General features: G+C 64.8%; 18 protein-coding genes. 10 read left to right on the top strand and 8 right to left on the bottom strand.

The genetic code is table 11. The features are described 5' to 3' along the window. Both DPM35_RS30765 and DPM35_RS30760 read left to right on the top strand, forming a co-directional pair. Positions 1–1089, top strand: coding sequence for a DUF2169 family type VI secretion system accessory protein (locus tag DPM35_RS30765; RefSeq protein WP_112131240.1), 1089 nt, complete (start codon positions 1–3; stop codon positions 1087–1089). A 137-nt stretch (positions 1090–1226) separates the two neighbouring features. After that, positions 1227–2129, top strand: a complete 903-nt coding sequence (locus DPM35_RS30760; RefSeq protein ID WP_146768014.1) for a hypothetical protein — start codon at positions 1227–1229, stop codon at positions 2127–2129. Positions 2130–2131: 2 nt separating this feature from the next. Here DPM35_RS30760 and DPM35_RS30755 read toward each other — a convergent pair whose 3' ends face one another. From DPM35_RS30755 to DPM35_RS30745, 3 genes are read right to left on the bottom strand one after another with little or no spacing between them, the layout of a single operon-like run. Next, positions 2132–3289, bottom strand: coding sequence for a hypothetical protein (locus DPM35_RS30755; protein ID WP_112131238.1), 1158 nt, complete (start codon positions 3287–3289; stop codon positions 2132–2134). A gap of 7 nt (positions 3290–3296) precedes the next feature. Next, positions 3297–3722 carry a DUF6484 domain-containing protein gene (locus tag DPM35_RS30750; RefSeq protein ID WP_112131237.1) on the bottom strand — a complete coding sequence of 142 codons (426 nt, stop codon included), beginning with the start codon at positions 3720–3722 and terminating at the stop codon, positions 3297–3299. 7 nt (positions 3723–3729) lie between these two features. Next, positions 3730–6054, bottom strand: coding sequence for a type VI secretion system Vgr family protein (locus DPM35_RS30745; RefSeq protein ID WP_112131236.1), 2325 nt, complete (start codon positions 6052–6054; stop codon positions 3730–3732). A 308-nt stretch (positions 6055–6362) separates the two neighbouring features. Here DPM35_RS30745 and tagH point away from each other — a divergent pair, with 308 nt between their 5' ends. The 7 genes from tagH to DPM35_RS30710 all read left to right on the top strand — a co-directional run bounded on the left by tagH (position 6363) and on the right by DPM35_RS30710 (position 19163). After that, positions 6363–7442, top strand: a complete 1080-nt coding sequence (tagH, locus tag DPM35_RS30740; protein WP_112131235.1) for a type VI secretion system-associated FHA domain protein TagH — start codon at positions 6363–6365, stop codon at positions 7440–7442. Positions 7443–7740: 298 nt separating this feature from the next. Continuing rightward, positions 7741–9273, top strand: coding sequence for a type VI secretion system protein TssL, long form (gene tssL / locus DPM35_RS30735; protein WP_112131283.1), 1533 nt, complete (start codon positions 7741–7743; stop codon positions 9271–9273). Further along, entirely contained in the window at positions 9273–12800 is a 3528-nt protein-coding gene (gene tssM / locus DPM35_RS30730; protein WP_181592237.1) for a type VI secretion system membrane subunit TssM, read from the top strand. Before tssL ends, tssM begins: the two co-directional genes overlap by 1 nt. 117 nt (positions 12801–12917) lie before the next feature. Continuing rightward, positions 12918–13697: a PP2C family protein-serine/threonine phosphatase gene (locus DPM35_RS30725; protein WP_112131233.1), complete on the top strand. Its 780-nt coding sequence runs from the start codon at positions 12918–12920 to the stop codon at positions 13695–13697. Further along, a complete protein-coding gene (locus DPM35_RS30720) occupies positions 13694–16219 on the top strand; it encodes a serine/threonine-protein kinase (RefSeq protein ID WP_112131232.1) in 2526 nt (841 codons plus the stop codon). The genes DPM35_RS30725 and DPM35_RS30720 overlap by 4 nt, the downstream gene beginning before the upstream one ends. Before the next feature lie 11 nt (positions 16220–16230). After that, a complete protein-coding gene (locus DPM35_RS30715) occupies positions 16231–16725 on the top strand; it encodes a DUF1036 domain-containing protein (protein WP_181592236.1) in 495 nt (164 codons plus the stop codon). Beyond that, a complete protein-coding gene (locus DPM35_RS30710; RefSeq protein ID WP_112131231.1) occupies positions 16722–19163 on the top strand; it encodes a M23 family metallopeptidase in 2442 nt (813 codons plus the stop codon). Before DPM35_RS30715 ends, DPM35_RS30710 begins: the two co-directional genes overlap by 4 nt. Before the next feature lie 163 nt (positions 19164–19326). Here DPM35_RS30710 and DPM35_RS30705 read toward each other — a convergent pair whose 3' ends face one another. Continuing rightward, entirely contained in the window at positions 19327–19863 is a 537-nt protein-coding gene (locus DPM35_RS30705; protein WP_181592241.1) for an OmpA family protein, read from the bottom strand. Positions 19864–20119: 256 nt separating this feature from the next. On the opposite strand from DPM35_RS30705, the gene DPM35_RS30700 reads away from it, so the two are divergent. Next, positions 20120–20611 carry a DUF6931 family protein gene (locus DPM35_RS30700; protein WP_245431724.1) on the top strand — a complete coding sequence of 164 codons (492 nt, stop codon included), beginning with the start codon at positions 20120–20122 and terminating at the stop codon, positions 20609–20611. A 42-nt stretch (positions 20612–20653) separates the two neighbouring features. On the opposite strand, the gene DPM35_RS30695 is transcribed toward DPM35_RS30700, so the two are convergent. From DPM35_RS30695 to DPM35_RS30680, 4 genes are all read right to left on the bottom strand, one after another. Then, the gene (locus DPM35_RS30695) at positions 20654–21859 is read right to left on the bottom strand and encodes a caspase family protein (RefSeq protein WP_112131280.1); all 1206 of its coding nucleotides are present in this window, start codon (positions 21857–21859) and stop codon (positions 20654–20656) included. Between the two features lie 40 nt (positions 21860–21899). Then, the gene (locus tag DPM35_RS30690) at positions 21900–23000 is read right to left on the bottom strand and encodes an OmpA family protein (protein WP_112131229.1); all 1101 of its coding nucleotides are present in this window, start codon (positions 22998–23000) and stop codon (positions 21900–21902) included. A gap of 154 nt (positions 23001–23154) precedes the next feature. After that, positions 23155–23415 (bottom strand): hypothetical protein, encoded by a 261-nt coding sequence (locus DPM35_RS30685; protein WP_245431723.1) that lies wholly within the window; start codon positions 23413–23415, stop codon positions 23155–23157. A gap of 17 nt (positions 23416–23432) precedes the next feature. Beyond that, entirely contained in the window at positions 23433–25982 is a 2550-nt protein-coding gene (locus DPM35_RS30680) for a caspase family protein (RefSeq protein WP_112131227.1), read from the bottom strand. Positions 25983–26048: the final 66 nt, after the last annotated feature.

Raw genomic sequence — 26048 nt, 5'->3', positions numbered from 1 at the left:
ATGGCCTTCGCTGTCTGGCTTGAAAACCGTACGCCTTTTGCAGCCACGACGCACGTCCAGGTCAATGCCGAAGGCCAGGAGATATTGGTCGCCATATTCTCGGCGAGTTTCGACATGCCCGACCATGCACCTGAACTGCAAGTCTCGGAAAACCAGATGCCGGTCGCGCTATGGGACATTCCGTTTGGCGATCCAGCAAATTCCTCCAATCGCTACGAGGCCGACATCGCGCCATTTAAACCGCGAGCTGAAGTGTTGGTTAACGGCTCCGCGCGCGCGCCAAGCGATCGATCCGTGGCGGAGATGCAAGTCGGCGTCCGCGTCGGCAGCCTGCAGAAGGTACTTAACGTCGTCGGCGACCGCATCTACCACGCTGGCGGCTATAGCGCACCGGCCCCGTTCCGCGTCATGCCGATCGTCTATGAGCGTGCCTATGGCGGCACGCTGCCGGACGGACGGCTCAACCGGAGCAACCCGGTAGGTGTTGGTTACCATCACGCCCGCTCGGCCGATCCGACTGTGCGCACACAGGCGCCGAACATCACCTATCCGGGCGAGCCGTATTCCGGCCCATCGGACCGGCCGAAGCCGGCTGGGTTTGGCCCACTCGGGCGAGGCTGGCTGCCTCGTCTGCCGCTGGCCGGCACCTATGATCAAGCCTGGATCGAGACGCAATGGCCACTGCCGCCGAAGGATTTCGACCCGCGCTACAATCTCAGCGCTCCAGCCGACCAGCATCTGCCCCAGATCCGTGGCGGCGAGCCGGTCTCGATTGTCGGCATGACTCCGAATGGCCGCTGGGATTTCCGTCTACCGCGGGTCGTCGCACCGATTCGCCTTATCTATGATGATCGGACCGAGCAATGCAGTTTCAACGCCGACACCGCGATCATCGAACCTGACCTGCGACGCATCACGCTCAAGGCACGGCTGGCGTTGATCACAAGGCGCAATGCGCCCGCCCTCCGTGAGATCGTGTTCGGCCATCTGTCGCCCGGCTGGCTCAACGCACGGCGCAAGCGCAAGATCTATCTCAATCCACGCGGCGGCGATGGCACGTTGCGCGATCAGCCGGTGTGGCAACCATGAAGCGGCCGCTCTACGTAGCTAGTGCCGGCGCGGTCACGCCCGCGGGGTTGAACGCGAGACAAACGACCGCCGCCATTCGAGCAAGCCTTTCGGCCTTCGAGGAAATTACACTCGCTGGACCTTTCGGAGCGCCCCAAGTGGTCGCGCGCATACCCACGCATCGAAGCCTTCGCCGCAGCGAAGGGGAATGGCTGGTCAACATGGCTGCGCGCGCTATCAACGAGGCGCTTGGTACGGACGATCCGGCGATGATCGCGGCAACCGCGCTGCTGGTCACAACACCGGAGAGTTTCCGCAACCATCCCGGTTTTGAAAAAATTCCGGTCAACGATTTCCTTGCTGCGGCCATCGAGAGGACCGGGCGTAAGTTCCATCCCGCCTCGCGTGCCATAGACGGCGGGGCTGCCGCGAGCCTTGGCCTGATTGAACAGGCGGCGAACCTGATGGAGGACCATGGCGTCGCGCAAGTACTACTTGGTGGAGTCGACAGCCTCGTCAACGACGCCGACCTTGCCCGGCTCGGTCGGGCGGGCCGGCTCAGAGGCGCCAACGCGCAGGGCTTGGTGCCAGGCGAAGCAGCGGTTTTCGTACGCCTGACGCTTGAGCCCGGACGTGAACCTATAGTGGCCGCCATCCATGGTGTCGGCCTGTCCCGGGAAACGGACAGCGTCCTTTCGGAGCGCTACAGTCAGGGATGCGCCATGCTCGGCGCGCTGCGCGACGCGGTAAACGGCTCCGGGCCTTCCGAACCGGACATCGACTTCGTCATCAGCAACGGCAATGGCGAACGCTACCAGGGGTTGGAGATGCTGATCACCCGGCCACGCTTCTACCGCACCCGTCGCGAGTTGATGGCGACCGCCTATCCGGCAATGACAGTGGGCGATATTGGCGCCGCCAGCGGCGCGCTAACGCTCATGCTGGCCGCTGACAGTTTCCGCAACGACTACGCGCCCGGCGCTGTAGCCATGTGCGAGGTTGCCTCGGAAAGCGGCCTGCGTGCTGCCGCTGTTATGGTGCGGACGGGTGGAGGTAGGTAGATTTACATCCAGGCGGGATAGCAGCGCGTCCTGCGCCAGTCGGCCAGCGTCGCGTCCGGCTCTGCAAGCGTCGCGCGCAAGGCGTCGAGCCGCAGACGCCGCATCGAGCGGAAGGTTCCGTAGCCGCGCCCGCCGCGGCCTTCGTCCCACCAGGCGGCGACCTTGTCGGCGATCGGCAGCGGCTCGTCTCCAGTGAAGTCCGGCCCGAGCAGCGCCGGATCGAGGGTAAACAGCGCCAGATCGTTGAAATCGACCTCGAACAAGTCGCGCAATGCCAGTCCAGCGGCTTCGGCGAGTTCCGGCTCTCGCATCCGCTCGATCAGCCAGGGCATCGCCGCGTGATCGCCTAACAGGCCAATGGCCCTGGTGGCCACAATGCGCAGCGCAGGCTGGTCAAGCCGCGATTGCAGCCATTGCTTGCCAGCCCTGCCGGGGGTGGTGAGCAGGCGCAGTTCAATTGCGTGTGCAGCTAGATCCTGTTGGTTCGCCACGATCTGGTCGAGAGCCGGATGAGCCGAACGCGCCTCACCCAACAGGCAGGCGGCGAACGCGGCTGTTAGGCGCTCACGCGCAAGATCGGCGTCGAGTGCCGCGATCACCGGCGTCAACTGGTCGCGACGCTTGAAAGTTCCGGCCAGGCGAAGGGCACGCCGCCTGACCTCTGGATCGGCATCGACAAGCAGGTTGGCGAGCCTTGCGCCGGGATCGATACCATGATGCTGAAGCGCAGCAAGGCCCAGGCTACGCCGGAGCGGATCGCGCCCGGCCAGCCACTCCGCGACGAAGGGCTTTAGCAAATCACGCGGCGTCCGCGCCACGGCACCGGACAGGCTGCCGACAGCGAATGCACCGGTTTCCTTACTCGCCGAAAGCGCGATCTCGATGGCCTCGCTTTCGCCCGAGCGCAGCGCGGTGACGCCCAGGACAAAAATCTCGCCCAGTTCGGCGAAGTCGGTAAACTGCGCCCGCGCCGCTTGCCAGCCGCTTTCGCCCGCCGCCGCCAGACCTTCGATGTTGGCCTCCAGGCGCTGGTCGATGCGACCGATGTCGGTCTCGTCGAGGAATGGCCTGTCTATCTCGCGTCGGCGGCGCGACCAGAGGAATGCTGCGTCGCCCGCATGTTGCGCGACGAGCGGTGCAATGGAGGCGATCCGCTGCATTGGTACCTCAGTTGAGATGCACGGCTCCGCCGCGAATACGGTTGGTGCCGCTCGCCTGGCTGGTCAACTGAGTGCCGCGAACGGTGACTCGACCATCCTTTTCCAAAATGATCGACGCAGACCCGCAACGTAGCTCTATGCGCTCTTCGCCAGTGATGACAACACGGCTGCCGTCCCGAACAATATTCAGTTCCTGCTTCTTATTGGCAGGATCGACGATCCGCCCGACCACCAACGGGCGCATCGGATCGCCCCCCTCGAAAAGCAATGCCAGTTCCGAGCCAATCGACGATGTGTCCAGTTCGGTCAGACTGCGGGCTGCAATCGCCGTCTCGCTTGGGTTGCCGACGAAGACCACCAGTGGCGCTCCGCCTTCGAAACCGATAAGCAGGCCGATCACGACGCCCTCGATACGCTCCAGCACTTCCATGATGATGCCCTCAATTGTTGTTGATCGTGCTGCCCTTGACGATCACGTCGCCGTCGGCCTTGACGGTGATCTTGCCGCTGCCCTTGATTGTAATATCCTTCCCGTCAGCGACAATGGTGCCGTCTTTTTTCATCGTGATCGACGCAGAGCCGCATTTGAGCGTGATCGAGTCGCCCGCTTCGATCATCAGGTTCTTGCCAACCTTGATTGAACTGTCTTGGGCAATGTCAATGCCGCTACTCTTCCCGACCTTGAGAGCATGTGCCCCGCCGACATCGGTCCCGTCATCCGCCCCGATCTTGGCTGTTCGTGCCTTGCCTATCTGGGACAACTGTGCCCCTCCGACGGTGAAACTCTGATCGGCGCCAACATTTATGGTTTGCGCCGCACCGATGTCCCAGCTGTCCGCGGCGCCAATGCTGTGGCTTTGATTGATGCCTACACTTACCGACCGCGTCGCCCCAATCGTATTGGTCTGAGACGCACCTACAGTCCTCGCTTCGGCCGCCCCCACCGTATCCACGCGCGCGACACCCACCGTGACTGTCTGGTTGAGCCCCACCGTCTGCGAATGGTTCGCGTCGATGTTTTCCGTGGAATTGGCGACGACATGGATCGTCTCGTTGGCCATCACCGTCAGCTTGCGGTTCGCGCCCACCGTCTCGGTGTCGTTCGACCCGATATTCGTCGTCTGGTCCACACCGATCTTGACCGTCTTGTTGTTGCCGACGTCCTCGTCGAGGTTGTGGCCGACGGAGTGCTTGGCGTCATGGTCGATGCGGTCGGACTGGTCGTGCTGGACCGTCTTGTTGCGGTCGTGCTTGATCAGCAGATGGTGGTCTTTCTGCGCCTGGAAATTGACCAGCTCGGAGCCGGCCTTGTCCTCGAACATCAGCTCGTTGTAACCGCCGCCGCCCTTCGAGGAATTCGACTTCCAGCCCGACTGCGTGGCGTTGCCCGGCAGCCCGTAGGGCGGCATCTGCGAGGCGTTGTAGACGCGGCCGGTGATGATCGGCAGGTCCGGATCGCCCTCGATGAAGTCGACGATGACCTCCTGGCCGATGCGCGGGATCTGGATGAAACCCCAGTTGCTGCCGGCCCAGGTCTGCGAGACTCGCACGAAGCAGGATGAGTTCTGGTCCTTCTTGCCGAGCCGGTCCCAGTGGAACTGCACCTTCACCCGCGCATATTTGTCGGTGAATATCTCCTCGCCCGAGGGGCCGACGACGGTCGCGGTCTGCGGGCCGCGCATGATCGGCCGCGGCGTGATGCGCGGCGGACGATAGGGCAATTTGGTGGGTGCCACGCCGAGCACCACCTTGAAATTCTCGTTGTGGGCCTCGTTCTGGGTCCGGTAGCCAGGATCGAACAGCCGGTATTCGGCGCTGACCACAAGATAGTCCTGGTTCTGATCGTCGCGCGGAAAGCTCTCCAGCGTGAACTTGCAGCCGGAAAACAGGCCGCGAACCGTGCCAACCGCCGTGCTGTGCTGGTGCACGGCCTGAAGCTCCTCGCGGCGGATACCGGCGATCTTGTCGCCGCGCCCGACATCGAGATGAGCGCCTGGCTGGCGATAGTTCTCGCCAGAGGCTTCCTTATGGGCGAAAGGCTGGGCGGATTTCGCCATCAGATCGGCGCCGGGCTTCTCGAAATCATAGTCGGTGTGGGCATAGGCGCCTGGCCGAACGGCGCTGCCAGGTATCCATTCGGTGATGTATTCGACATCGCGCCGCGAGGCCTGGCCCTCGAAGTTATAGAGCACCTTCTCGTAACCAGGCGCCGGCTTCAGCTTGCTCATCGCGTCGCAGAGGATGAGCGTGTGCTTGCCCTCGTCATGCTCGAAGAAATAGAAAATGCCTTCGTGCTCGAGCAGCCGCTGCACGAAATCGAGATCGCTCTCGTCATACTGCACGCAATATTCGCGCTGGGGATAGGAGCCTTGCAGCCGCTTCTCGAATTTGGCGATGCCATATTTCGAAAAGATCTTCTCGACGATCTCCACCGCCGTCATGTTCTGGAAGATGCGACAATCCGTGGTGTTGCCGAGGAACCAGAGCCACGGCCTGACGGTCGCCTCGTAGAAGGCCAGCCGGTCCTCGATGCGCGTCAGCTTGAAATCCGACACGAGGCCACTGAACCAGCGCTTCGGGTCGGATTCGCCCTCGACCGAAACGACCCCGCCCAGGATCTTCAACGGATCGATGTCGCGGTTCTTTGAAACGAAGCCGACCGTATAGGCGAAACAGCGGCTGATCTCATCGCGGCCGATGAGATGGGTGAAGGTCAGGTCGGCGCCAGCCGGCGTCTGTACAACCGTGGCACGTTCGTTCGGCATGGGTCGTGCCCCTCCTCGACGCGGCCGCCAGTGTGATGGTTTGAAACCCCCGCTCTATTAACTGCATCACGTTCGGGAGCGTTCGAGTTCACCGCACCGTACCGGTATCAGCCTAGCACATGTTTGGGGGAGGCCAAATAACAGCCATTGCAAAAGCGCGCCCATGCGCCGGTGTGAAACGCTCCTCTCCCGCTCGGCTTGCAAGCTGCTAGAATAGCAGAGCAATTTCGGAAGGACACTCAACGGTTTTCCGCCCGGAATTGCGCCCAATATAAGCATTTGTTGACCAAGTTCGGCGACGCTTCCGGATGTTCATCTCTCTCCAGATCAGCAATCTCGACAAGATGCCGGCCGGCACCGCCGCCAGCTTTGCCGCCCGCGACCGCAGCTTCGAGATCGGCCGCGAGAATTGCGACTGGACGCTGTCCGATCCGGACAAGTTCATCTCGGGCCGGCATTGCGAGGTCCGCTACCAGGCAGGCTCCTTCTGGCTTTACGACCTCTCGCGCAACGGCACTTTCATCAACGGTTCGAGCCAGCGCATGGCCGGGCCGCATCGGCTGGCCCAGGGCGACCGGCTGCTGATCGGCCGCTACGTCGTCGGCGTTTCGATCAAAGACGAGAGAGCCGCGACCGGACATCCGCAGACCAGGACCGGGTCGACCCAGCGCGAGCTGCCGCCCTCCACTGGTCGCCCGCTGGATCCCGGCCATGAACCGTTCTTCAATCCGGCGGAACAGCGGCCGGCCGGGCCGGCGCCCGTCTCGACATCCTCGGCGCTGCAGCCAGGCCCAGCAGTGCCAGCCAACCGGCCCGCGGAGGCGGATGCGATATTGCGGGAGATCGCCAGGGCGGCCGGCATGCCGCCGGACTTGCTGCTATCGCGCGACCCGCACGACGTCGCTGCCGAGATCGGCGCGGTGCTGAGGACAACGGTCGAGCAACTGTCGCTGCTGCTCAAGGCGCGCGCGGCGGCAAAGGTGCTCGCCAAGAGCGCGAACCGCACGATGATCGGCGCCGAGGGCAACAACCCGCTGAAATTCGTGCCGGGCACCGATGACATATTGGAGATCATGTTCGCCAGGCGCAGGGCCGGCTATCTCGATGCCAGGCACAGCATCGAGGACGCGTTCCGCGACCTGAAGGCCCACGAAATCGCCACCTACGCCGCCATGCAGACCGCGCTGTCGCGGCTGCTCGACGACCTTTCGCCGGAGGCGATCGCCAAGAAAATTCCGCCGGCTTCCTTCTCGTCCAGGAAGAGCCAGGCCTGGGATGCGCTCGTCGCGACATGGCGGACGATGGAAGACAAGCATGAGAACGGCATGCTGGATGTCTTCCTCGCCTATTTCGCCGAAGCCTACGCCAGGGCCGACAAGCAGAAATAGGCGCACAGGCACGGACTGCGCCTGCCGTATGTGACGGGTCTCATAGAAGAAGCCGCCTCTTCCAGCATCTTGCTTCCGGATTTCAATGGGCGGCCCCGTTTCAATTGGGTATCCGGGCGACTAGAATGCACAGGGACGCCAGCCCGGCGGGCAAGGCGGCGAGGCTTGGGGCGTGTGCAGCAATGTCATGTTTCGGCGAGATGAGCCTTTCCATGCGGCCCGCCGCCGAGGCTCAGCCTGAAACGCGTTTCCCGGGCCGAAAACACGCCCGTTGCAGCGAGAAGGCGGCGCGCCGCCGATGAGCTCGAAGGACGATCCCTCCAGACCGGCGGACAAGACCGTCATCCGCGCACCGCGACCGAAGCAGAAGCCGCTCGCCGCGCCCGAGAGGTCCGGTCCGGAAGGCGTTCGGCCAGCCCCGCCTTCCCGCGAAGCGACGGTGTTCGACCCCGGCGGGGGGCGGCAGATGCCCACCGGCTGGTCATCCGGAACCGTGCTCTTCCAAGGGCCAACTCCGGGAGCCGCCGCGAATGCGGCGCCGGGTGTGCAGCAGGATGCCCTGCTCGATGCCGCCTCCGGCGTGAAATACGCTGCAGCCAATCCGATCCTTGCCGCCTCCGCGCCGCTGCTGATGCTTCTCGGCCAATTGCGGCTGATCCCGGTCGACCGGCAAGCCGCACCCTTGGCAGAGCATATCGCCGACGCGATCGAGACCTTCGACCTTGCAATGGCGAAGTCGGGCGTAGCCGGGGAAGACGCGCGGATCGCCAAATTCGCCCTTTGCGAAACCGCCGACGACCTTGTCGGCAATCTGCCATGGCCGAGCAAGGACAGTTGGCTTCAGCACAGCCTGGTGGCGCGATTCTTTCACACCCGACCTACCGGCGCCGGTTTCTACGAAGCCCTGAACAACATCCTCGCCGCGCCGGAAGCGCATTACGACCTGCTCGAACTGATGCATGCCTGCCTGTCGCTGGGCTTCGAGGGCCAGTATCGCGGGCTGGCCAGGGAACGAAACACGCTCGAACGCGTACGGCGCGACGTCTACGACACGCTGCGCTATTTCAAGCCGCGCGCCGCCGACGACATATCGCCGCGCTGGCAGGGCATGGCGGCGGCGTTGCCGAAGCCGAGGGCGCGGCTGCCGCTCTGGGCGGTCGCGGCCGCCGCGGCGACGTTGGTGACGGCAGCCTTCTTCGGGCTGCGGGTGCTGATCACCGATGAAGGCGACGCAACCGCAGGCGAGCTGCTGGCGCTCAATCCATCGACGCCCGTCACCATCGAACGCGCCAGCGTGGCGACGCCCACTGAGCCGGTGCAAGCCACCCCGATGCCTCCGCCAGCGGTTCCGGACACTCCCCAGATCGACCGTATCCGCGCCGCACTTGCCAAGGAGATCGCCGGCGGCGGACTGAGCGTCGGCGAGAAGGGCGCGTTCATCGTCGTCGAGATCAACAACCAGCTCTTGTTCGCGCCTGGCCAGGCGGAGCCGAAGCCGCAGTTCCAGCCGATAGCGACCGACCTCGCCGCGGCGCTCGATACCGAATCCGGGCCGATCCGGATCGTCGGCCACACCGACAATGCGAAGCCGAAGAAATCGAGCCAGTTCAAGTCGAATTTCGACCTCTCGGTCGCTCGCGCCAAGGCCGTCCAAGCAATGATGGCCAAGCAATTGAAGGACCCGTCGCGGCTCAGCGCCGACGGCAAGGGCGAGGACGAGCCGATCGCCGACAATGGTACTGCGGACGGCCGCGCCAAGAACCGCCGCGTCGACGTGATGGTCCCGAAACAGGAGAGCTTGCAGATCGGCGCGGCGGAGAACGGCGGCTGATGCGCTGGATGCTGCGGATCTTCAGCCTGGCCGCGCTTGCCGGTTTCTCGGCGGCGGTCTGGTACGCCGGGCCGCTGATCCGCTTCGCCGATACACGCCCGCTCGGGCCTGTGTGGCTCAGGGCCACGATCATCGGCGTCAGCGTCGTTGTGCTTGCGTTGTTCTACGGAATCCGCTTCTGGCGGCAGCGCAAGGCGCAAAAGGCGCTCGAAGCGGCCATCGCGCGCGGCGATGAGCGCAACGACGATTCACAGGTGCTCGAGGCGCGGATGAGCGAGGCGATCGCGACGCTGAAGCGGACGAGCGGCAAGCGCAATTTCCTCTACGACATTCCCTGGTACATCATCATCGGCCCGCCCGGCGCCGGCAAGACGACGGCGCTGGTCAATTCCGGGCTGAAATTCCCGCTTGCCGGCTCCGGCGATGCGCAGCCGGTGGCCGGCGTCGGCGGCACACGGTCTTGCGACTGGTGGTTCACCGACGAGGCGGTGCTGATCGATACAGCCGGGCGCTATACGACGCAGGAATCGGACCGCGAGCGCGACAAGGCAAGCTGGCTGGCGTTCCTGGGACTGCTGAAGAAACACCGCACGAGGCAGCCGATCAACGGGGTGGTCCTCGCCATCAGCCTGTCCGATCTCATCGGCTTCGACGACCGGCAGCTCGACGCGCATGTCACCGAGATCAGGAGCCGCCTGCGCGAGCTGCACGAGACGCTGAAGGTCCAGTTCCCGGTCTATCTGCTGTTCACCAAGGCGGACCTCGTCGCGGGTTTCATGGATTATTTCGGCGATTTCGACGAGGCGCGCCGGCGCAAGGTTTGGGGCGCGACGTTCCAAACCGCCGACCGCACCAGGAACATGGCTGGCGAAGCGCCGGCGGAATTCGACGGGCTGGCGAGGCGGCTCGCCGAGGAGGTCGCCGACCGCCTGCAGGAAGAGACCGACCCGGTGGCGCGGATCGCGCTGTTCAGTTTTCCGGCGCAGTTCGGCGCGCTGAAGAACCGGATAATGCAGTTTGTCGGCAGCCTGTTCGACACTTCGCGCAGCCAGGTCAATGTCAGCCTGCGCGGGTTCTATTTCTCGTCGGGCACGCAGGAAGGAACGCCCTTCGACCAGGTGCTGGGCGCGATCGGCCGCAGCTTCGGCAGCGCTTCCCAGGCCCACCTTTCCGGCGCCGGCAAGAGCTTCTTCCTGCATGATCTGCTGACCAATGTGATCTTCCCGGAATCGGGCTGGGTGTCCTTCGACAGGGCCGCCGAACGCCGCATCCGGCTCGCCAGGTTCGGCGGCCTGGCCGCGATCGCGCTGGCGGCATTGGCGGCGCTCGGCGTGCTGGGGCTCAGCTTCTTCGCCAACAGAGAGCTGATCGCCTCCACGAGGCAAGCCATGGCGCATTATCGCGATAGCGCCGATAGCCTGCTGAAGACCACGACGGTGACCGACGTCGACCTAGAAAACGTCATCGGTCCGCTCGACCAATTGCGCAACCTGCCGGCCGGCTTCGAAAACGGCGACCAGGGCAAGCCGATCGAGGAGACGTTCGGGCTCAGCCAGCGCGAGAGGCTGCTGTCGGCCTCCAAGACCGCCTACCGGCAGGCGCTGGAGCGAAGCTTCCGCTCGCGGCTGCTGGTGCAGGCCGAGCGGACGATCCAGGCCAGGATGGCCGATCCGATCGCGCTCTACGAGCCGCTCAAGATCTACCTGATGCTGGGCGGCAAGGCGCCCAAGGTCGACGACGAGCTGATCGTCTCTTGGATGAAGCAGGATTGGGAGGAGAACCGCTATCCCGGCGAGAACAACCGCGAAGGCCGCGAGCAGCTCGAAAAGCATCTGCGCGCCATGCTTGCGCTCGACGACGCCTACGATCCAACCTTCGCGCTCAACCAGCCGCTGGTCGAGGCCGCGCAGCGCTCGCTCGGCCGCATGAGCCTCGCCGACCGCGCCTCGGCGCAGATCAAGTCGGCTGTCTACGCGGCAAGGCTGCAGGATTTCTCCGTCGCCGCGAAAGCCGGTCCGGAAGCGCAGCTGTTGTTCGAGCGCATGGACGGCAGCGAGCTCGCCGACCTCCACGTTCCCGGCCTCTACACGCGCGCCGGGTTCAATCGCTTCTTCCTGCCGCAGCTGTCGCGCATCGCGCAGATGCTCGTCGACGACCAATGGGTGCTCGGCGGCGGCGGCGAACAGGGCGGCATCGACCAGGACCTGCCCAAGCTCGGCCCCGAGCTCATAGACCGCTACGGCAAGGAATTCGCCGCCGCCTGGAACCTCGTGCTCGACCAGCTGAAGCTCAAGGCGATGCTGAAAGACAAGCCGCAATACCTGGCACTTTCCGCCCTCGCCGCGCCGGACTCGCCCCTCGATCAGCTGTTCACGGCGATCGCCGATGAGACCGCGTTGACCAAGGACGCCGCCGCCGGAGGCGATACCGGGACGGCCGAGCAGGACCCCGCGAGCATGGCCAAGGGCCTCGCCCGCATCGGCCTGCAGATCGCGGGCGGCAAGTCGCAGAGCCGCGCCGGCGCAAGCTCGGCCGTCGCGCAGAATGCCGGCGCAAGCGTCGAGGCGCAGTTCCGCTCGTTCCAGTCGCTGGTCAGCGGCGCCGCCGGCCGCAGACCGCTCGATGCGCTGACGCAGAATTTCCACGACATCTTCCAGAGCCTGAAGCTCGCTGCCGATGTCCCCTCGCAGACCGAGCGCGTCAACGCCAACCTGCAGCTGCAGATCTCGACCTTGCGCGCCAATGTCTCGCGCCTGCCGAAGCCGTTGGCGCGCATGGTCAATGCGGCAGCGGACGAATTCGCGGGCAATGTCGCGGAGACCTCGATCGCCAATCTCAACCAGACCCTCGACCAGACGGTGACACGCCCCTGCGAGGAGGCGGTCAACGGCCGCTATCCCTTCGCCGGCGACAGCAGCGAGGACATCTCGATGGCGGATTTCGCCAAGCTGTTCGCGCCGGGCGGCCTGATGGACCGCTTCTTCGCGCAGAACCTTGCGCCGCTGATCGACATGACCGGCCAGGAGTGGACCTGGAAACAGGACACGCGTTCCAGCAAAGACCTTGCGAAATCGACCTTGAAGGCATTCCAGGCGGCCGCGGAAATCCGCGCCGCCTTCTTCCCGTCGGGCGGATCGACACCCTTGGTGTCGATCACCTTCACACCCACCTCGCTGAACAGCGAAGCCGACAGCGCGGTGCTCAATGTGGACGGGCAGACGGTGCAGAGCGCCCAGGCCGGCAACGCGCCGAGCATCGTGACATGGCCGAGCGGCGCCGCGTCCGGATCGGCGAGCCTCAGTCTCATCCCGGAAATGCCGGGCCGCGAGTCCGCGCTCAAATTCGAAGGACCGTGGGCGTTGAAGCGGCTTTTCGACAAGGCGACCATCACCGGCGACGGCGCCAACACCGAAGCGCGCTTCGTGATCGGCGGACGCGATGTCGCCTACACGATCCAGGCCGGCTCAGGAGCCAACCCCCTCATCCTGCCAGCCCTGTCAGGCTTCAGCTGTCCGAAGGCGTTTTGAGATGGCCGCATCGAGGCTTCATTTCGATACTCTAATGTACACGCTTGTGGCAGAGTGGCCCGGACATGCGGCCCTTGGCTGGTCACAGAGGACGCTTGCTGAGCGCTTGGTGGCAAATTGAGCACTGTCGCCCTTCCCATCGACAGCTTCGGCATGAGCCACAAGGGCTGCGTGCGCGATCATAATGAGGACAATTACCTCATCGAACCGCAGACCGGGCTATGGGTGGTGGCCGACGGGATGGGCGGGCACGAGGCCGGCGAAGTCGCCTCCGCCAGCATCGTCGATCACCTGGCGACGATCGGCATTGCGAGCTCGGCGCCGGATCTTCGCGCTCGCTTCGAGGATCGGCTCAGCCGCGCCAATGCGGAGATTCGCGACATATCGCGCTCGCGCGGCATCACCATCGGCTCCACTTTCGCGGCCCTGCTCGCCATGGACGGACGCTTCGCCTGCCTGTGGGCCGGCGACAGCCGCATCTACCTCGTGCGCAACGGCTCGATCTTCCAGGTCTCGAAGGATCACACCGAGGTACAGGAACTGCTCGACCGCGGCATGATCAGCGCCGAGGAGGCGCGCACCTGGCCGCGCCGCAATGTGATCACGCATGCGGTCGGCGTCAGCGACGAGCTCGAGATCGATTTCCAGCAGGGCGAACTGATGCCGGGCGACGTTTTCGTCCTCGGCACCGACGGGCTGACAGCACATGTCAGCGACGCCGAGATCGAGGCCGCGGCCAGGTCCGCCACACCGCGCGCGGCATGCCAGACCCTCCTGGATACGGTGCTGGCGCGCGGCGGTACCGACAATGTGACCATCGTACTCGTGAAGATCGGCGGCGGGCGCAACGGCGCGCCCCATCCGGATCGGTCCGCAGTGGAGGGCCCGACCAGATGAGCGACGACGACAAGACACGGATCTCGGCGAACGTCACTTATGCCGGCGTCGGCACGCAGCTCAGCGGCATCTACGAGCTCGACGAGCGGATTGCGTCCGGCGGCATGGGCGAAGTCTATCGCGGCCACAACATCCAGACCGGCGACCATGTGGCGATCAAGATCGTGCTTCCCGAATTCGCCCGCGACCAGACGATCCTGTCGCTCTTCCGCAAGGAAGCATCGATCCTCAACCATCTCTCGCATGACGCGGTGGTGCGCTACCACGTGTTTACGATCGATACGGGGATCGGCCGCCCCTACCTTGCGATGGAGTTCGTGGACGGCCAATCGCTGTTCGATATCATGCGGCGCGGACCCATGCCGGGGGAAGACGTGCGCCGGCTTTGCCATCGCCTCGCCTCGGGCTTGAGCGCCGTGCACCAGGCGGGCGCCGTGCACCGCGACCTCTCGCCGGACAACATCATCCTGCCCGGCGGCCGGGTCGAGCGCGCCAAGATCATCGATTTCGGCATCGCGCGGTCTGCTACCGTTGGTGGCGAGACGCTGATCGGCGGCAAATTCGCCGGCAAGTATAATTACGTCTCGCCGGAGCAGCTCGGCCTCTATGGTGGCGAGGTCAGCGAGCAATCGGATATCTACAGCCTCGGCCTGGTGCTCGCCGCGGCGTTGCGCGGCAAGCCGCTCGACATGAGCGGCTCGCAATACGAGGTCATTGAAAAGCGCCGGACGGTGCCTGACCTGTCGGATATCGATCCCGATTTCCGCGAGCTGATCGCAGCGATGCTGCAGCCGGATCCGCGCGACCGGCCGGCCAGCATGGCCGAGATCGCCAGGGCGACGCGCGGCGAGGATCTCGAGGCGACGTTGCCGCCGCCGGTGGCGTTCGGCGCACGCGAACGCTCGGGCCTGCCGCGCGCCGGCTGGACGGCGCCACCGGACCCCACGCCCCAGGCGCCGGCGCCTTCCGGCGCACCGCGTTTCGTCGAGCATGTGCGCCCTGCCTATCTGTCGGAGCAACGGCCCGCGCCGGCTGCCGCCCCGCCAAGCGCGACGGCACCGGCCGCGCCCAAAAAGTCTTCACGTATGCCCGCCATCGCCGGCGGCGCCGCGGCGATCGCCGTCCTGGCGGCAGCCGGCGTCTATTTCAGCGGCGTGCTGGCGCCCTCGCCGGTTGCTGAAACATCCAAGCCGCTGACACCGAAGCCGGTCGTCGAAGCAGCCAAACCAGTGGCCGAAGCGCAGCAACCGGAGGCGCCGAAACCTCAGCCTCAGGCGCCGGCCGCGACGCAGCCGGAAGCACCCAAACCTGACCGCGCGGCCACCATCGAGACAGTGAAGCCACCTGCTCAACCCCAGGCCAACGCACCTGCCGACAAGCCGGCTCCGACTGCAACTCTGCCGCAGAGTGAGACTAGCAACCAGGCGCATGTCTCCCCGGTCGAAACCAAAGCGGCGCAACCATCGACCGAGCCATCACCGACGCCTGCACCGGCTCGCGCGCCAACGGCCGCTGAAAGCCAGAAGCCGGCGCAGCCGGCAAGCGAGCCGGCGGTCAAGACGCCGGAACCGACCCAGACGGCCAAAAACCAGCCGGCGCCGGAGACAAATAAGCCGGCGGCCAAGCTCAGCGTGAAAGACCTCGTGGACAAGCTTGCCAAGCTGCCCAAGCCGGCGCCTTCCCCGCCCCCGGCTCCGCAAAGCCAGGCATCGACGCAGCCGACCCTTTCGCCGTCGGCGCCGAAGGCACAGACCCCGGCAGCCAGCCAGCCGGCAACGCCGACCGCGCCAACCCAGCCGACGCAACAGCCGGCGACAAAGCAGCCCGAGACCGACGTTGCCATCAATGTGCCTAAGCCGGCGCTCCCGTCAGCGGAAGATGACATGGCCAAGTGGAACGACCAGCGCGCTTGGGTGCGCGATTTTAGCGGCGGCAGCTGTTTCTACGCGAATGTGACGTCGGGACCCGGCGCCACCCCGACGATCGAAGGATATGCAACGGCAGTCCAGCCCTTCGAACGATTGCTCAACGATTTCCAGACGAGATTCCATATCGAGCCGGACATCAGCGTGCGCCTCATCACGCTCTCCCAGTGCGGGGTGCCCACTTTCCTTCGTTTTCTCGACCGGAGTTCGGCCGCGAAGCCGCAGCTTGTGCTCGACAAGACCTCGATACCGGATGGCGCGCCGGTCAGCGGCGCGCTCTATACGGGCGGCGGGCTGATCTCGAATGTCATGCTGATCGACCACAAGGGCGTCGCCTTCAACCTCGACGACCGCATGGTGGCGCAAACCGACAAGGTGACCTTCAATATCCCGATCGGCCTTGCCGCCGCCGACAAGGCGGCCGGCAAGGCGGTGCCGCAAATCATGCTGGTGATCACCGGACCCAAGGACATCCAGGCCGCGATGTTCTCGAGGCCGACGCCGGCCTCGGAGCTGTTGCCCAAGATCCTCGAGGAGATCGAGGCCGACGGGTCGCAGTTCTCCGCTACGGCCACCTATTTCCGGCTTGGCGGATAGCATGAACGCCGATGGACCTTCGCACCCTGCGTTCTTTGCACCAGCCCCCGCCACGCAAGCTGCGTAGCCGGCTCCAATTCCTTTTTCCGGGCCGCATGACGCTTGCCGCTTTGCTCGGCGCAGCGCTGCTCTCGATGCTTTTGCCCGGCAAGGCGCATGCCGAATTCACCGTCTGCAACCAGACGCTCGACGTCGTCAATCTCGCGGTTGGACAGAAGGTCGACAATGCCGACCAGACGGACGGCTGGTGGACGATCGGCGCCAACCAATGCGTCAACGTCATCCGAGAGGAGCTGACCAACCGCTACATCTATCTCTACGCGACGGACGTCTTCGGCCACGCGATCCTCAACGGGTCGACCGAGATGTGCATCGACCGGCGGCGCTTCTCGATCCGCGGCATCGAGGAGTGCTGGCAGCGCGGCCATATCGCGGCGCGCTTCGTCGAGGTCGACACCCTCGAGCAGGTGCGCTGGACCTATTTCCTGACCGGAAACAGCCCGTGACGCACTCGATCGACACGAGCTTCAGGCAGAAGAAACAAGCCCGCCTTGCCGAGCGCCGGCGCAAGCTCTGGCGCCGGGCTCTTGCCGGGTTTGCCACGCTTGCCATTGTTGCCGTCGCCACCGGCTTCTATCTGACCAAGGACTATTGGTCGTTCGGCGACGAGGACGAGGAGCTGCATCCCGTCGAGGGCATGGAAGACGTGCCGCCCGACGCTTCGGTCTATGTGCCGGCGATCATCGATCTCGCCGGCGATCCGATGTGGATCACGCTCGCGCCCGATGCCGACACGGCAACGAAGGGCAAGACCGTCGCGCGTCCGGCCGAGCTCGACAGTTCGGGGGCTTCGCCGCAGATTGAGATCCTCTCCGACGTGATGCTGAGCGCCAGCGAGAAGTTCATGACGACTATCCCGTCGACGCAGGAGGATTTCGCCTTTTTCCAGGCGCAGCGGCAGGCCGCTCCCAAACCTTCGGCAACGGTGCCCGACGACCAGCAACCGGCATCGCCCGCTCCGGCCGCGGCACCCGACGATCAACAGGGCAATCCGCAAGGCGATCTGGAGAACGACCTGCAGGCGGCGCCGGACGAGAGCGACGCCGGTTCGGCGCCCAAGGCGGACGCCGACGACCCCGAGGCCGGCTGGGGCGAGACCATCGACCAAGGGGAAGCGGCGCTTCCCGCTTTCAAGAAAACCGAGATCGAGAACAACACGACGGTTGCGACCGTCACCAGCGAATATCAGCGCTTCGAGGCGACCGAGGACACTTTCGTGAAGATCCTCAACGACCGCAGCCTGGACAGCGTGGCGCTGGACGCGCATTTCTCCGCCGACGACGCGAAGCTTGCGGGCGAAGCGCTGAAGACGGTGTTCAATCGCGACGGGCTGGAGGCCGGCTTCGTCGTCGCCATGCGCGGGTTCCGGCCGAACCGCGAGGCGACGACCATGTCGCTGATGCAGGTCTCCATCTACGCCAAGAACGTCTATGTCGGCACGCTGACGCGCAATGCGGCCGGCGCCTTCGTGTCGGGCGTCGACCCATGGGTCCGCGAGGACCTGTTCAACTATTCCGGCGCGTCCGACCAGGGCGGGCCTAAGCGCCAGTACCGCCTGCTCGACGCGATCTATTCGACCGCGGCGCGCAACAAGGTGCCGACCAGCGTGATCGGCGAGGCGATCATGTATCTGTCGCGCGGGCAAGACCTCGACGCCTTCGCCAGCGAGGACCAGCGCCTGGTGCTGATCTATTCGCAGACGCCGCGCGGCCAAGGCGAGATTTCCGGGCGGGTGCTCTATGTCGGCGTCCAGGGCGCGGACAAGAGCCTCGACTGTTTCGTCTTCCAGCAGAGCGACGGCCAGTATGCCTGCGTGACCGGCGACGATCAGGTCCGCTCGCTGACCGTCACCAACGGCATGGTCACGCCGGTTGCCGGTGTGATGACCTCGACCTTCGGCCCGCGCAAGCATCCGATCCTCGGCACGGTCCGGATCCACAAGGGCGTCGACTGGGCGGCTCCGGTCGGCACGCCGGTGATGGCCGCCTTCGATGGCGAGATCTCTTTCCAGGGCGACGGCGGCAGCTATGGCAATCTGGTGAAGATCACGCATGCCAATGGCCGCGAGACGCGTTACGCGCATATGCAGAAATTCGCCATCGCCAGCGGCGTCGGCACCAAGGTGAAGGCCGGCGACGTCATCGGCTATATCGGCACAACCGGGCTTTCGACCGGCCCGCATCTGCATTTCGAGCTCTACCAGAACGGCGAGGCGATCGACCCGCTGGGGACTGTCACCACGGTGGCCACCGCCGTTGCCGTCAGTTCCGGCGGTTCCGGCGACGCCGCCGTCGAAACGCTGACGGACCGGATCGTGCATGTCGAAAGCGGCGGCAGCGCCCGCGCCAAGAACCCGCTTTCCTCGGCGACCGGCGCCGGCCAGTTCATCTCCAAGACCTGGATCCGGATGATGAACACCTATCGGCCCGACCTTGCCCGGTCGCTGTCGACGGCCGACTTGCTCGCGCTTCGCTACGACGCGACATTGTCGCGCGAAATGGTGCGCAACCTGGCGCGCGAGGGCGAGGCCTATCTGCGCGCGCGCGGACACCAGATCACCGCCGGCCGTCTCTATCTTTGCCATTTCCTTGGCATGGAGGGCGCGGCCCAGGTTCTGGCGGCGCCGGGCTCGACGCAACTGAGCGCCGTGCTCGGATCGGCCGTCATCCAGGCCAACCCGTTCCTCACCGGCAAGACCGCGAGCTACGTCGTGGACTGGGCCGAGCGGAAGATGGGGCAGAAAGTGACGCGCGTGGCGACCGACCAGGGCCAGCCGACCACGACCACGACCGAAGTGCGGCAGACGTCGCCGGAATTCGAGAAATACAAGCAGGCGATCACCGCCTTGATCGGTTCTATTCAGGATACGCTCGAGCCGGGCTAGAGCAATTCCAGGAAAAGTGTGAGCGGTTTTCCGTCCGAAATTGCGTAAAAACAAAGAGATAGAGCGGTTCGCCGTTTCCGTGAAACGGTGAACCGCTCTAGGCCCGCAGGAAGCGCTTCACCTGCCACTTCGCGATGATCTGGCCGGCGACAGCGCCGGCGGCCTATTCCGTCCTGATGCGCATCTCCACGCGGCGGTTGACCGGATCGTACGGATTGGCGACGCGCGGATGCGACTTGCCGAGGCCGATCGCCTCGAGCCGCGCCGATTCAACGCCGTTCGCTTCGAGGAAGGCCGCTACCGATTGCGCCCTTCGCTGCGACAGGTCCTGGTTGTAGCGATCCGTGCCGGTCGCATCGGTGTGGCCTTCGACGACGAAGCTGAACGTGCTCAGCCGGTTGTCCTTAAGCGCCTTGGCGAACTCGTCCAGCTCCGCGCGGGCGGTCTGGTCGAGCTGGGCCGAATCCAGGGCGAAGTTGATCATCATGTCGAGGCCGGCCTTCTGGGGCGGCGCCTCGTTCTTCTCGGCCTTGCTCTTGCATTCTTCCTCGGTGCCGACACAGATGCCGCGGGACGCGCCAAGATTGCCCTGGCCTGCGAAGAATTTTACGATGTCTTCCGATTTCTGAAGCGGATCGGCGTAAATGTGCGTTGAAAAAAGCACGGCCGCCAATACCAAGGCTGAGCTGCCCCACCGCATGACCGTCACTCCTGTTTGACCTGTTTCGAGCGGATTTTCGCTGGGGCGGACTATATCAAATCCTGAAACGATTGTCTGTGAACAAGCGCACGTTGCCGATGGCCGGCGCCTGATAAGGTTGAGGCTTGACCGGCGCTTGGCCGCGGGTTTCAGTGCTATTTGTGCCGATGCTCGGGGTGTGGCAGCGATGGCCAATGAACTCGGATACAGAACGGCAAGGGATCTGTTTCTTGCCTGTCCCGCGATCGCCCGGGACATGAAGTCGCCGGCCGTCGCCCAACCCCCGCTGGAATTCTGCCGCACGCTGCTCGCCGGCCGCGTGCCGGAGGAGGCCGTCACCTTCTGCGCCTACCTGCTGCCCGAGCGCGCCGCGGTCTGGTGGGGGCATGAATGCCTGAGCCATCTCGCCGAGCTCCTTGCCGAAAGGGATCTCGAATTGCTGGCCCTTGTCAGCGACTGGGTGGGTGAGCCCGGCAATCCTCGCCATCGGGCGGCGCTGGGCAGCGCTGTCGATCCGTCGCCGGCAACGCCGGCTGCCTGGATCGCGTTGTCGGCGGCGTGGCGCGACCCGGCCTTCGATATGCTGTCGACCGGCTTTCCCGCAGCCCACGCCGTCAACGCCGGGATCCTGGCGGGGCTGGCGCGCGTCTCGACCGCCGACCGCTTCGCCGTGCTTTCGGCCTTCGTCGAAATGGGCATCCAGATGGTGGAGATGGAGGCGCAGCGGCAATCGGTCGACGCGTATTAGAGGACCTTTCCCGAAAACCGGTTCGGGGCTTACGCCTGACAATCATTGGCAGCCGCCTTGCGCCCACCTTGCGAGCGCCACCTTGAAGCGGGTGCCGAGCGGATGCTGCAGGCGAAGGACGGAGACGTCGTTGGCGGCGAAATTCTTGGCCTGCTCGCAAAGGCGGGTCTCGTTCCACTGGTGACAGCCATCGCAGTGCTTGCCTTGCCAGACCGACTTGTCGAGGCCTTCAACCGGGCTGAAAAGCGGCTCCCCCTTGATCAACTGGGCTATGCTCTTGCCGTCGATCGCAGCGTCGCCGAACTTGACCGGGCGATCGAAAAAGATCGGCCCGTCCGTCGCCAGTTTCGGGATCTTCTCGCGCAGCGCATTGAGGGCAAGCTGATCGTCGGTTTGGCCCGATGCCGCGCCGGTGTTGCGCGTTTCGGAACCGGCTTCGGCCTGCGGCGCGCTCGCCTCGCCGACGATCAGCGGCGCGTTGAGATCGACCTTGTGCAGCACGACCTCGGTGGTCAGCGAGACGTTGATCCAGGGGCGCTGCTTGCCGGCGGTCGCCTTGAAGACGTCGCTGGTCACCCTGTTCATGGCTTCGGTGACGGACACGTTGGCTTCGCCGATATGCTGGAGCAGCGCGGTGGTGAAGGGCGAGTGGTCGCCAGATCCGTCATAGGCAAGCTGGTTCGGGCTGGCGGCGAAAGCCACCAGCGTGCCGGCGCCGCCATTCTCGATCGGGATCTCCGCAAGACCGCTGCTTGCGCCTTTTATGCCCGCGCTCTTCGCCAGCACGTCGGCAAGCGGGTTGTCCCGGCATGCGTCCAGGAAAACGAGCCTTATGCTGGTCTCGCGCGACATCTGGCGCAGGACGAAGTCGACCGAGACGGCCTCGAAGTCGAGCGAGGTCTCGTCCTCGAGCGCGGCGTCGACCGGAAGCAGATAATTCTTGCCCGCGACCTGCAGGCCATGGCCGGCATAGAAGAAAAGCGCGATGTCGGCGCCGCGCACCTCTCTTGCAAACTGCGCGACCGTGGCCTGCGTCTGCTGCTTGGTGAGGTCGAAGCCGGAAACCACCTCGAAGCCGAGGTCCTTGAGCCGATCGGCCATGGCCTGGCCATCCCGCGCCGGATTGGCGAGGGGTGCGGCGTGCTGATATTGCGAGTTGCCGAGCACCAGCGCGACACGCCGCTCGGCGCTGGCGGCTCCCATCGACAAGAGCAAGGCAAACGCCACGAGCGCGGCAGCGCGAAACATGCCACCGCAAAAGGCGATCGGAGCGGAACTCACCGCCACCTCAGTTGGCGAGCTTGCTGGCGGAGAATTCGATCCGCCGGTTGAGCGCCTTGTTCTTGGGCGTGTCGTTGGCGGCGACCGGCTTGTCCTCGCCATAACCGGCGGAGCTGATCTGGCTGCGCGGAACACCGTCGGCGACCAGCGCGTCGGCGACCGCTTGGGCGCGCCGTTCGGAAAGCGCCTTGTTCGCCTCGGGCGATCCGTCGGAATCGGTGTAGCCCGAGACCTCGACCTTGAGGGTCGGGCATTTGCCCACGACGCCCTCGACCTCCGCCAGCAGCGGACGACTCTTCGCGTCGAGCCTTGCGCTTGCCTGGCGGAAATAGATGGCGCCAGTGCGCGAGAGCACGGCAAAGCGGTTAAGGCACTCCTCGTCGCTGAAATTGGCCTTCGCCGCGTCGGTTGCGACGGGACCGACCTCGGCGGTCGAGGCCGAAACGGTCTGCACGGCGGCCGGCTTGGCGCCGTCGGCGGTGAAGACGAAATCGAAGGACACCGACGCGGTCGGCACGATGTTGGTCACATTGGCGGCCTGCTGCAATTTGTCGATGTTGGGCAACAGGCCGAAATCCTCGACATGGACCGCGACGGGCGCCTCCGAGGCGACGGAAACCTGGGTGTCGCTGATCATGGTGACGACCACATTCGCCTCGAGATCCTTGTCGACGCCATGCAGGCTGAGGCGGAACGGCAAGGTCGTCTTCACCCGGCGCTTGGTCGGCAGATCAGCGAACGCCGCCGGGTCCACCTTCGCCGTCACCTCGGCCGTCGGATAGGTGAATGTCTCGAAGAACAGGAAGCGCATGCGCACGTTGCGCAAGTCGACGCCCGTGTCGACGGAATTGAGGTCGAAGCTGATTTTGGCGTCGCCAGCTGAGCTCAGCGTGCCGGTGATGTTCCTGATCTTGTTGGTCTCGACGATCGTGTTCTTTTTGACCGACTGGTAGGTGAGCACGGAGGCGGACGGATCGAGCGTCCAGTTCGGTGCGGCGCTTGCCGTTTGCGATCCGAAGACCAACAAGCCCAGCAGCGCGGCAGGGATAACGCCAAAAGCCACGGCTTTGGCGCGCAGCTTCTGCCAGAATGCAACGACTTCGAACATGGAACGCCCCCGCCAGGACAACCCGATCTCGATACCGGCACGAAAAAGGGAGAATAGAGCACTTGCCCGCAGTTGGCGAGCGGTTACGACGGAGCTGCGGAAAAGAGGCTCCAGTCACAACACGTCGAAAACGCGTCGCGTATCGATGGGGATATCACCACCCACCGCCGCCACCGCCGCCGCTGCCGCCCAGAGGCGCAATCACGGGTGCTGTTTCGGTCTTGACCGGTACGACCAGTTTCTTGGCAGTCACTTTCTTGCGCTTGACCACCTTCGGCGCCGTCGTCGTGCGAACGTGCTTGATGCGATGTTTCGTTGTCGGCGCGGGCTCGAGCCTGGGCGCCACCGTCGTGCACCCAGCGACCGCAAAGGATAGGAATGTTGCGATGACCACTTGCTTCAATGCCCTGCCCACCACTGCCTCCTTGTTGATCAGAACAGGTCCCGGCGCGGGTTGGCTTGCTCCCACACCGCCCTGGCCGTCTTGACCAGTTGGTCGTCGACCGAGCCGCCCGCCGGGATTTTAGATTTTAGCTCCGAACGCAGCTGCTTGAGGGCAGCGGCCTTCGGCTTCGCGCCGAACTGCGCCAAGGTCGTCCGCGCGCTCGGCAACTCGTTGCGCAGATCAAGTCCCGCCGCGAACGCCAGATAGCGGACGGCGACCGTCTGATCGGATTTGTCGCCCTTCTGCATTTCGATGGCGGCGCGATCATAGGCCGCCGAATAGTCGCCGCGGTCTGTCGCCAGCTCGAACAGCCTCTGCGCCTCGGCGAGGTTCTTGTCGACGCCGTCACCATCCCGGTACATGCGCGCGAGACTGCCGGGCGCATAGGGCTGGCCGAGGTCCATCGCCTTCTGGAAAAGCGCCTGGGCCTGCTTGGTGTCCTTCTCGACGCCTCGCCCGCTGAGATAATTGCGGCCGAGAATGTTCATCGAATACATGTCCTGGCGCTCGACGCCCGCCTTCAGGAAGGCAACGGCGCGAGCCGAGTCAGCGGGCACGCCATTGCGGCCTTCGGTGAAGATCGCGGCGAGATCGTTCATGGCATAGGTGTGGCCCAGGGCTGCCGCCTTGAGCAGCAAGTCCAGGCCCTTGCCGGTGTCGCGCTGGACGCCAAGACCATTGAACAGCGCGCGTCCCCAAGCAGTCATTCCATAGGGATCGCCCTTGTCGGACGCCTTGGCATAGAAGCTATTCGCCTTCGCCGGGTCGACGGCCGTTCCTATGCCGGACGAGGCGATATAGCCCAGCTCGAACACAGCGCGGACATGCCCCTTGTCGGCGGCATCCTGGATGGCTTTCTTCGCCTCATCGACCTTGCCGGCGGCGAGCAGCGCGCGCCCGAGTTCGTAGTGGAAGCGCGCGACATCGGGATAGGCCTTCACGGCCGCCCGACAGGCCTCCACCGCGCCGGCGCCGATCTCATTCGGCAACAGGCCGGGCACGACGCCCTGCAAATCCAAAGGCTCGCCTGCCTTCTGGTCGCACGGATCGACACTGGGCGACAGCTTCATCGTCGCCGGCTTTGACGGTGTGTTGTCGGCCGTGATTTCGACGCCGACTATCAATGGCTGGACCGTGCCTATCTGCGGCTCGTAGCGCAGTTTATCGACTTCATCGGCCATCAGGCTCGACTGCGGCGACAGAGTCCGATCCGGCAGGGACAGCGTCCCGGTTGCCGGATAACTCGCGAGCTTCACGCTGACCGCCGGATCCTTGGTCGGCAAATCCAGCTTCAGCGGAACCGGACCGACACCGACCGGAACGTTCACGTCGCGGTTCTCGATCGCTTCGGCGGCGCCGGCGATGTGGATGCCGCGCTCCACCACCTGCTGCTTCTGCTCGGACTCCAGCGAGGCCACGAGCTGCTTGCCGGCGGCGCCGTCGCCATTCTTGATCCGGAACACCAGTATGCCTTGCGATCCGCCGCCCCATTCGTCATGCGTGGCATAGGCCAGCATGTCGACCTGGTCCTCGGCGGCGGCGCCCTTCGGCACGTCCATCTGGAGCCGCGGCAGGTCCTTGCCCTCGATCGGCTCGCCTGTCGCGACCGGCTTGCCGTCCAGGATCAGGCGCCCCATCGCCGGCGGCCTTTCGATGCTGATGGTGACGGCGCCGCCGTCGACATCCACCGGCACCGGCAGGTCGAGCGCGACCGGTCCGACGCCCGACGGCACGGTCTTTTCCAGCACCGGCGGCAAAGCCGGCCGGCTGGCGCGGCGCATCAGCACCACCTCGTCGATCAGCGAGGAGTTCTCCCACGGAACCTGCGCCCCCTTTGTGGCCTCGACCACATCGCGGCGCACGGCCGCCATCACCGAACGTATCTCCTGGTTCGGCGCCAGCGCGCGGCGGGAGAAGGCGGATGAGAAGGGGCTGAGATCGCCGGAGCCGTCATAGGCGACGGCACCCGGCTCGGTGGCGAAGGCGATCAGCGTGTTCAGCGAACTCTTCACCTGCGCAAGGCCGGTGCCGCCGGCCGCGATCAACTGGTCGCGCAGCCAATAGTCCTTGCGCGGGAACGGATTGTTGCGGCAGGCGTCGAGGATGATCACCTGGATCTTCGATTTGGCGCGCAATTGCTGCAGGACGTCGTCGAGCTTGACCGCCTGGACCTCGATGTCGGCCGCACCTTTGAGCGACGCATCGACCGGGATCAGAAAATTCTCGCCACCGATCTGAAAGCCGTGGCCGGAATAGTAGACGACCGCCAGATCGGCGCCGTCCGCCGCCGCCAGATAATTGCGGAATTCCTTCTCGAACTGGAGCTTGGTGAGGTCCTTGGCGACGAACACGTCGAATCCTGCAAGCCGAAACGTATTCGACACATCCTCGGCATCCTTGTCGGGATTCTTGAGGGCCGGAATTTCGCGATATTCGGAATTGCCGATGACAAGCGCAACTCTTCGATCGGCTTGCGCCTGCATCGTCGTGAGGCCCACAACGACCAAGGCTGCAATCAGCGCGCAGCGTCGCAGCATGGCAAAATCCCTAACCGCTATGACCTGTCGGCCACAAGAATTCAGCTTGCGACGCGGAGGTCTGTT

Source organism: Mesorhizobium atlanticum (genome assembly GCF_003289965.1).
GTDB lineage: Bacteria > Pseudomonadota > Alphaproteobacteria > Rhizobiales > Rhizobiaceae > Mesorhizobium > Mesorhizobium atlanticum.
This window is presented reverse-complemented; position numbering and strand designations above follow the sequence as displayed.

Excerpts from the sequence above, each read along its gene's own strand:
- DPM35_RS30680 (WP_112131227.1), bottom strand. The coding sequence starts at position 25,982 with ATGCTGCGACGCTGCGCGCTGATTGCAGCCTTGGTCGTTGTGGGCCTC.
- DPM35_RS30705 (WP_181592241.1), bottom strand. The coding sequence starts at position 19,863 with ATGCGGTGGGGCAGCTCAGCCTTGGTATTGGCGGCCGTGCTTTTTTCA.
- DPM35_RS30720 (WP_112131232.1), top strand. The coding sequence starts at position 13,694 with ATGAGCGACGACGACAAGACACGGATCTCGGCGAACGTCACTTATGCC.
- tssM (WP_181592237.1), top strand. The coding sequence starts at position 9,273 with ATGCGCTGGATGCTGCGGATCTTCAGCCTGGCCGCGCTTGCCGGTTTC.
- DPM35_RS30755 (WP_112131238.1), bottom strand. The coding sequence starts at position 3,289 with ATGCAGCGGATCGCCTCCATTGCACCGCTCGTCGCGCAACATGCGGGC.
- tagH (WP_112131235.1), top strand. The coding sequence starts at position 6,363 with ATGTTCATCTCTCTCCAGATCAGCAATCTCGACAAGATGCCGGCCGGC.
- tssL (WP_112131283.1), top strand. The coding sequence starts at position 7,741 with ATGAGCTCGAAGGACGATCCCTCCAGACCGGCGGACAAGACCGTCATC.
- DPM35_RS30690 (WP_112131229.1), bottom strand. The coding sequence starts at position 23,000 with ATGTTCGAAGTCGTTGCATTCTGGCAGAAGCTGCGCGCCAAAGCCGTG.
- DPM35_RS30765 (WP_112131240.1), top strand. The coding sequence starts at position 1 with ATGGCCTTCGCTGTCTGGCTTGAAAACCGTACGCCTTTTGCAGCCACG.
- DPM35_RS30745 (WP_112131236.1), bottom strand. The coding sequence starts at position 6,054 with ATGCCGAACGAACGTGCCACGGTTGTACAGACGCCGGCTGGCGCCGAC.
- DPM35_RS30695 (WP_112131280.1), bottom strand. The coding sequence starts at position 21,859 with ATGTTTCGCGCTGCCGCGCTCGTGGCGTTTGCCTTGCTCTTGTCGATG.
- DPM35_RS30715 (WP_181592236.1), top strand. The coding sequence starts at position 16,231 with ATGGACCTTCGCACCCTGCGTTCTTTGCACCAGCCCCCGCCACGCAAG.
- DPM35_RS30700 (WP_245431724.1), top strand. The coding sequence starts at position 20,120 with ATGAAGTCGCCGGCCGTCGCCCAACCCCCGCTGGAATTCTGCCGCACG.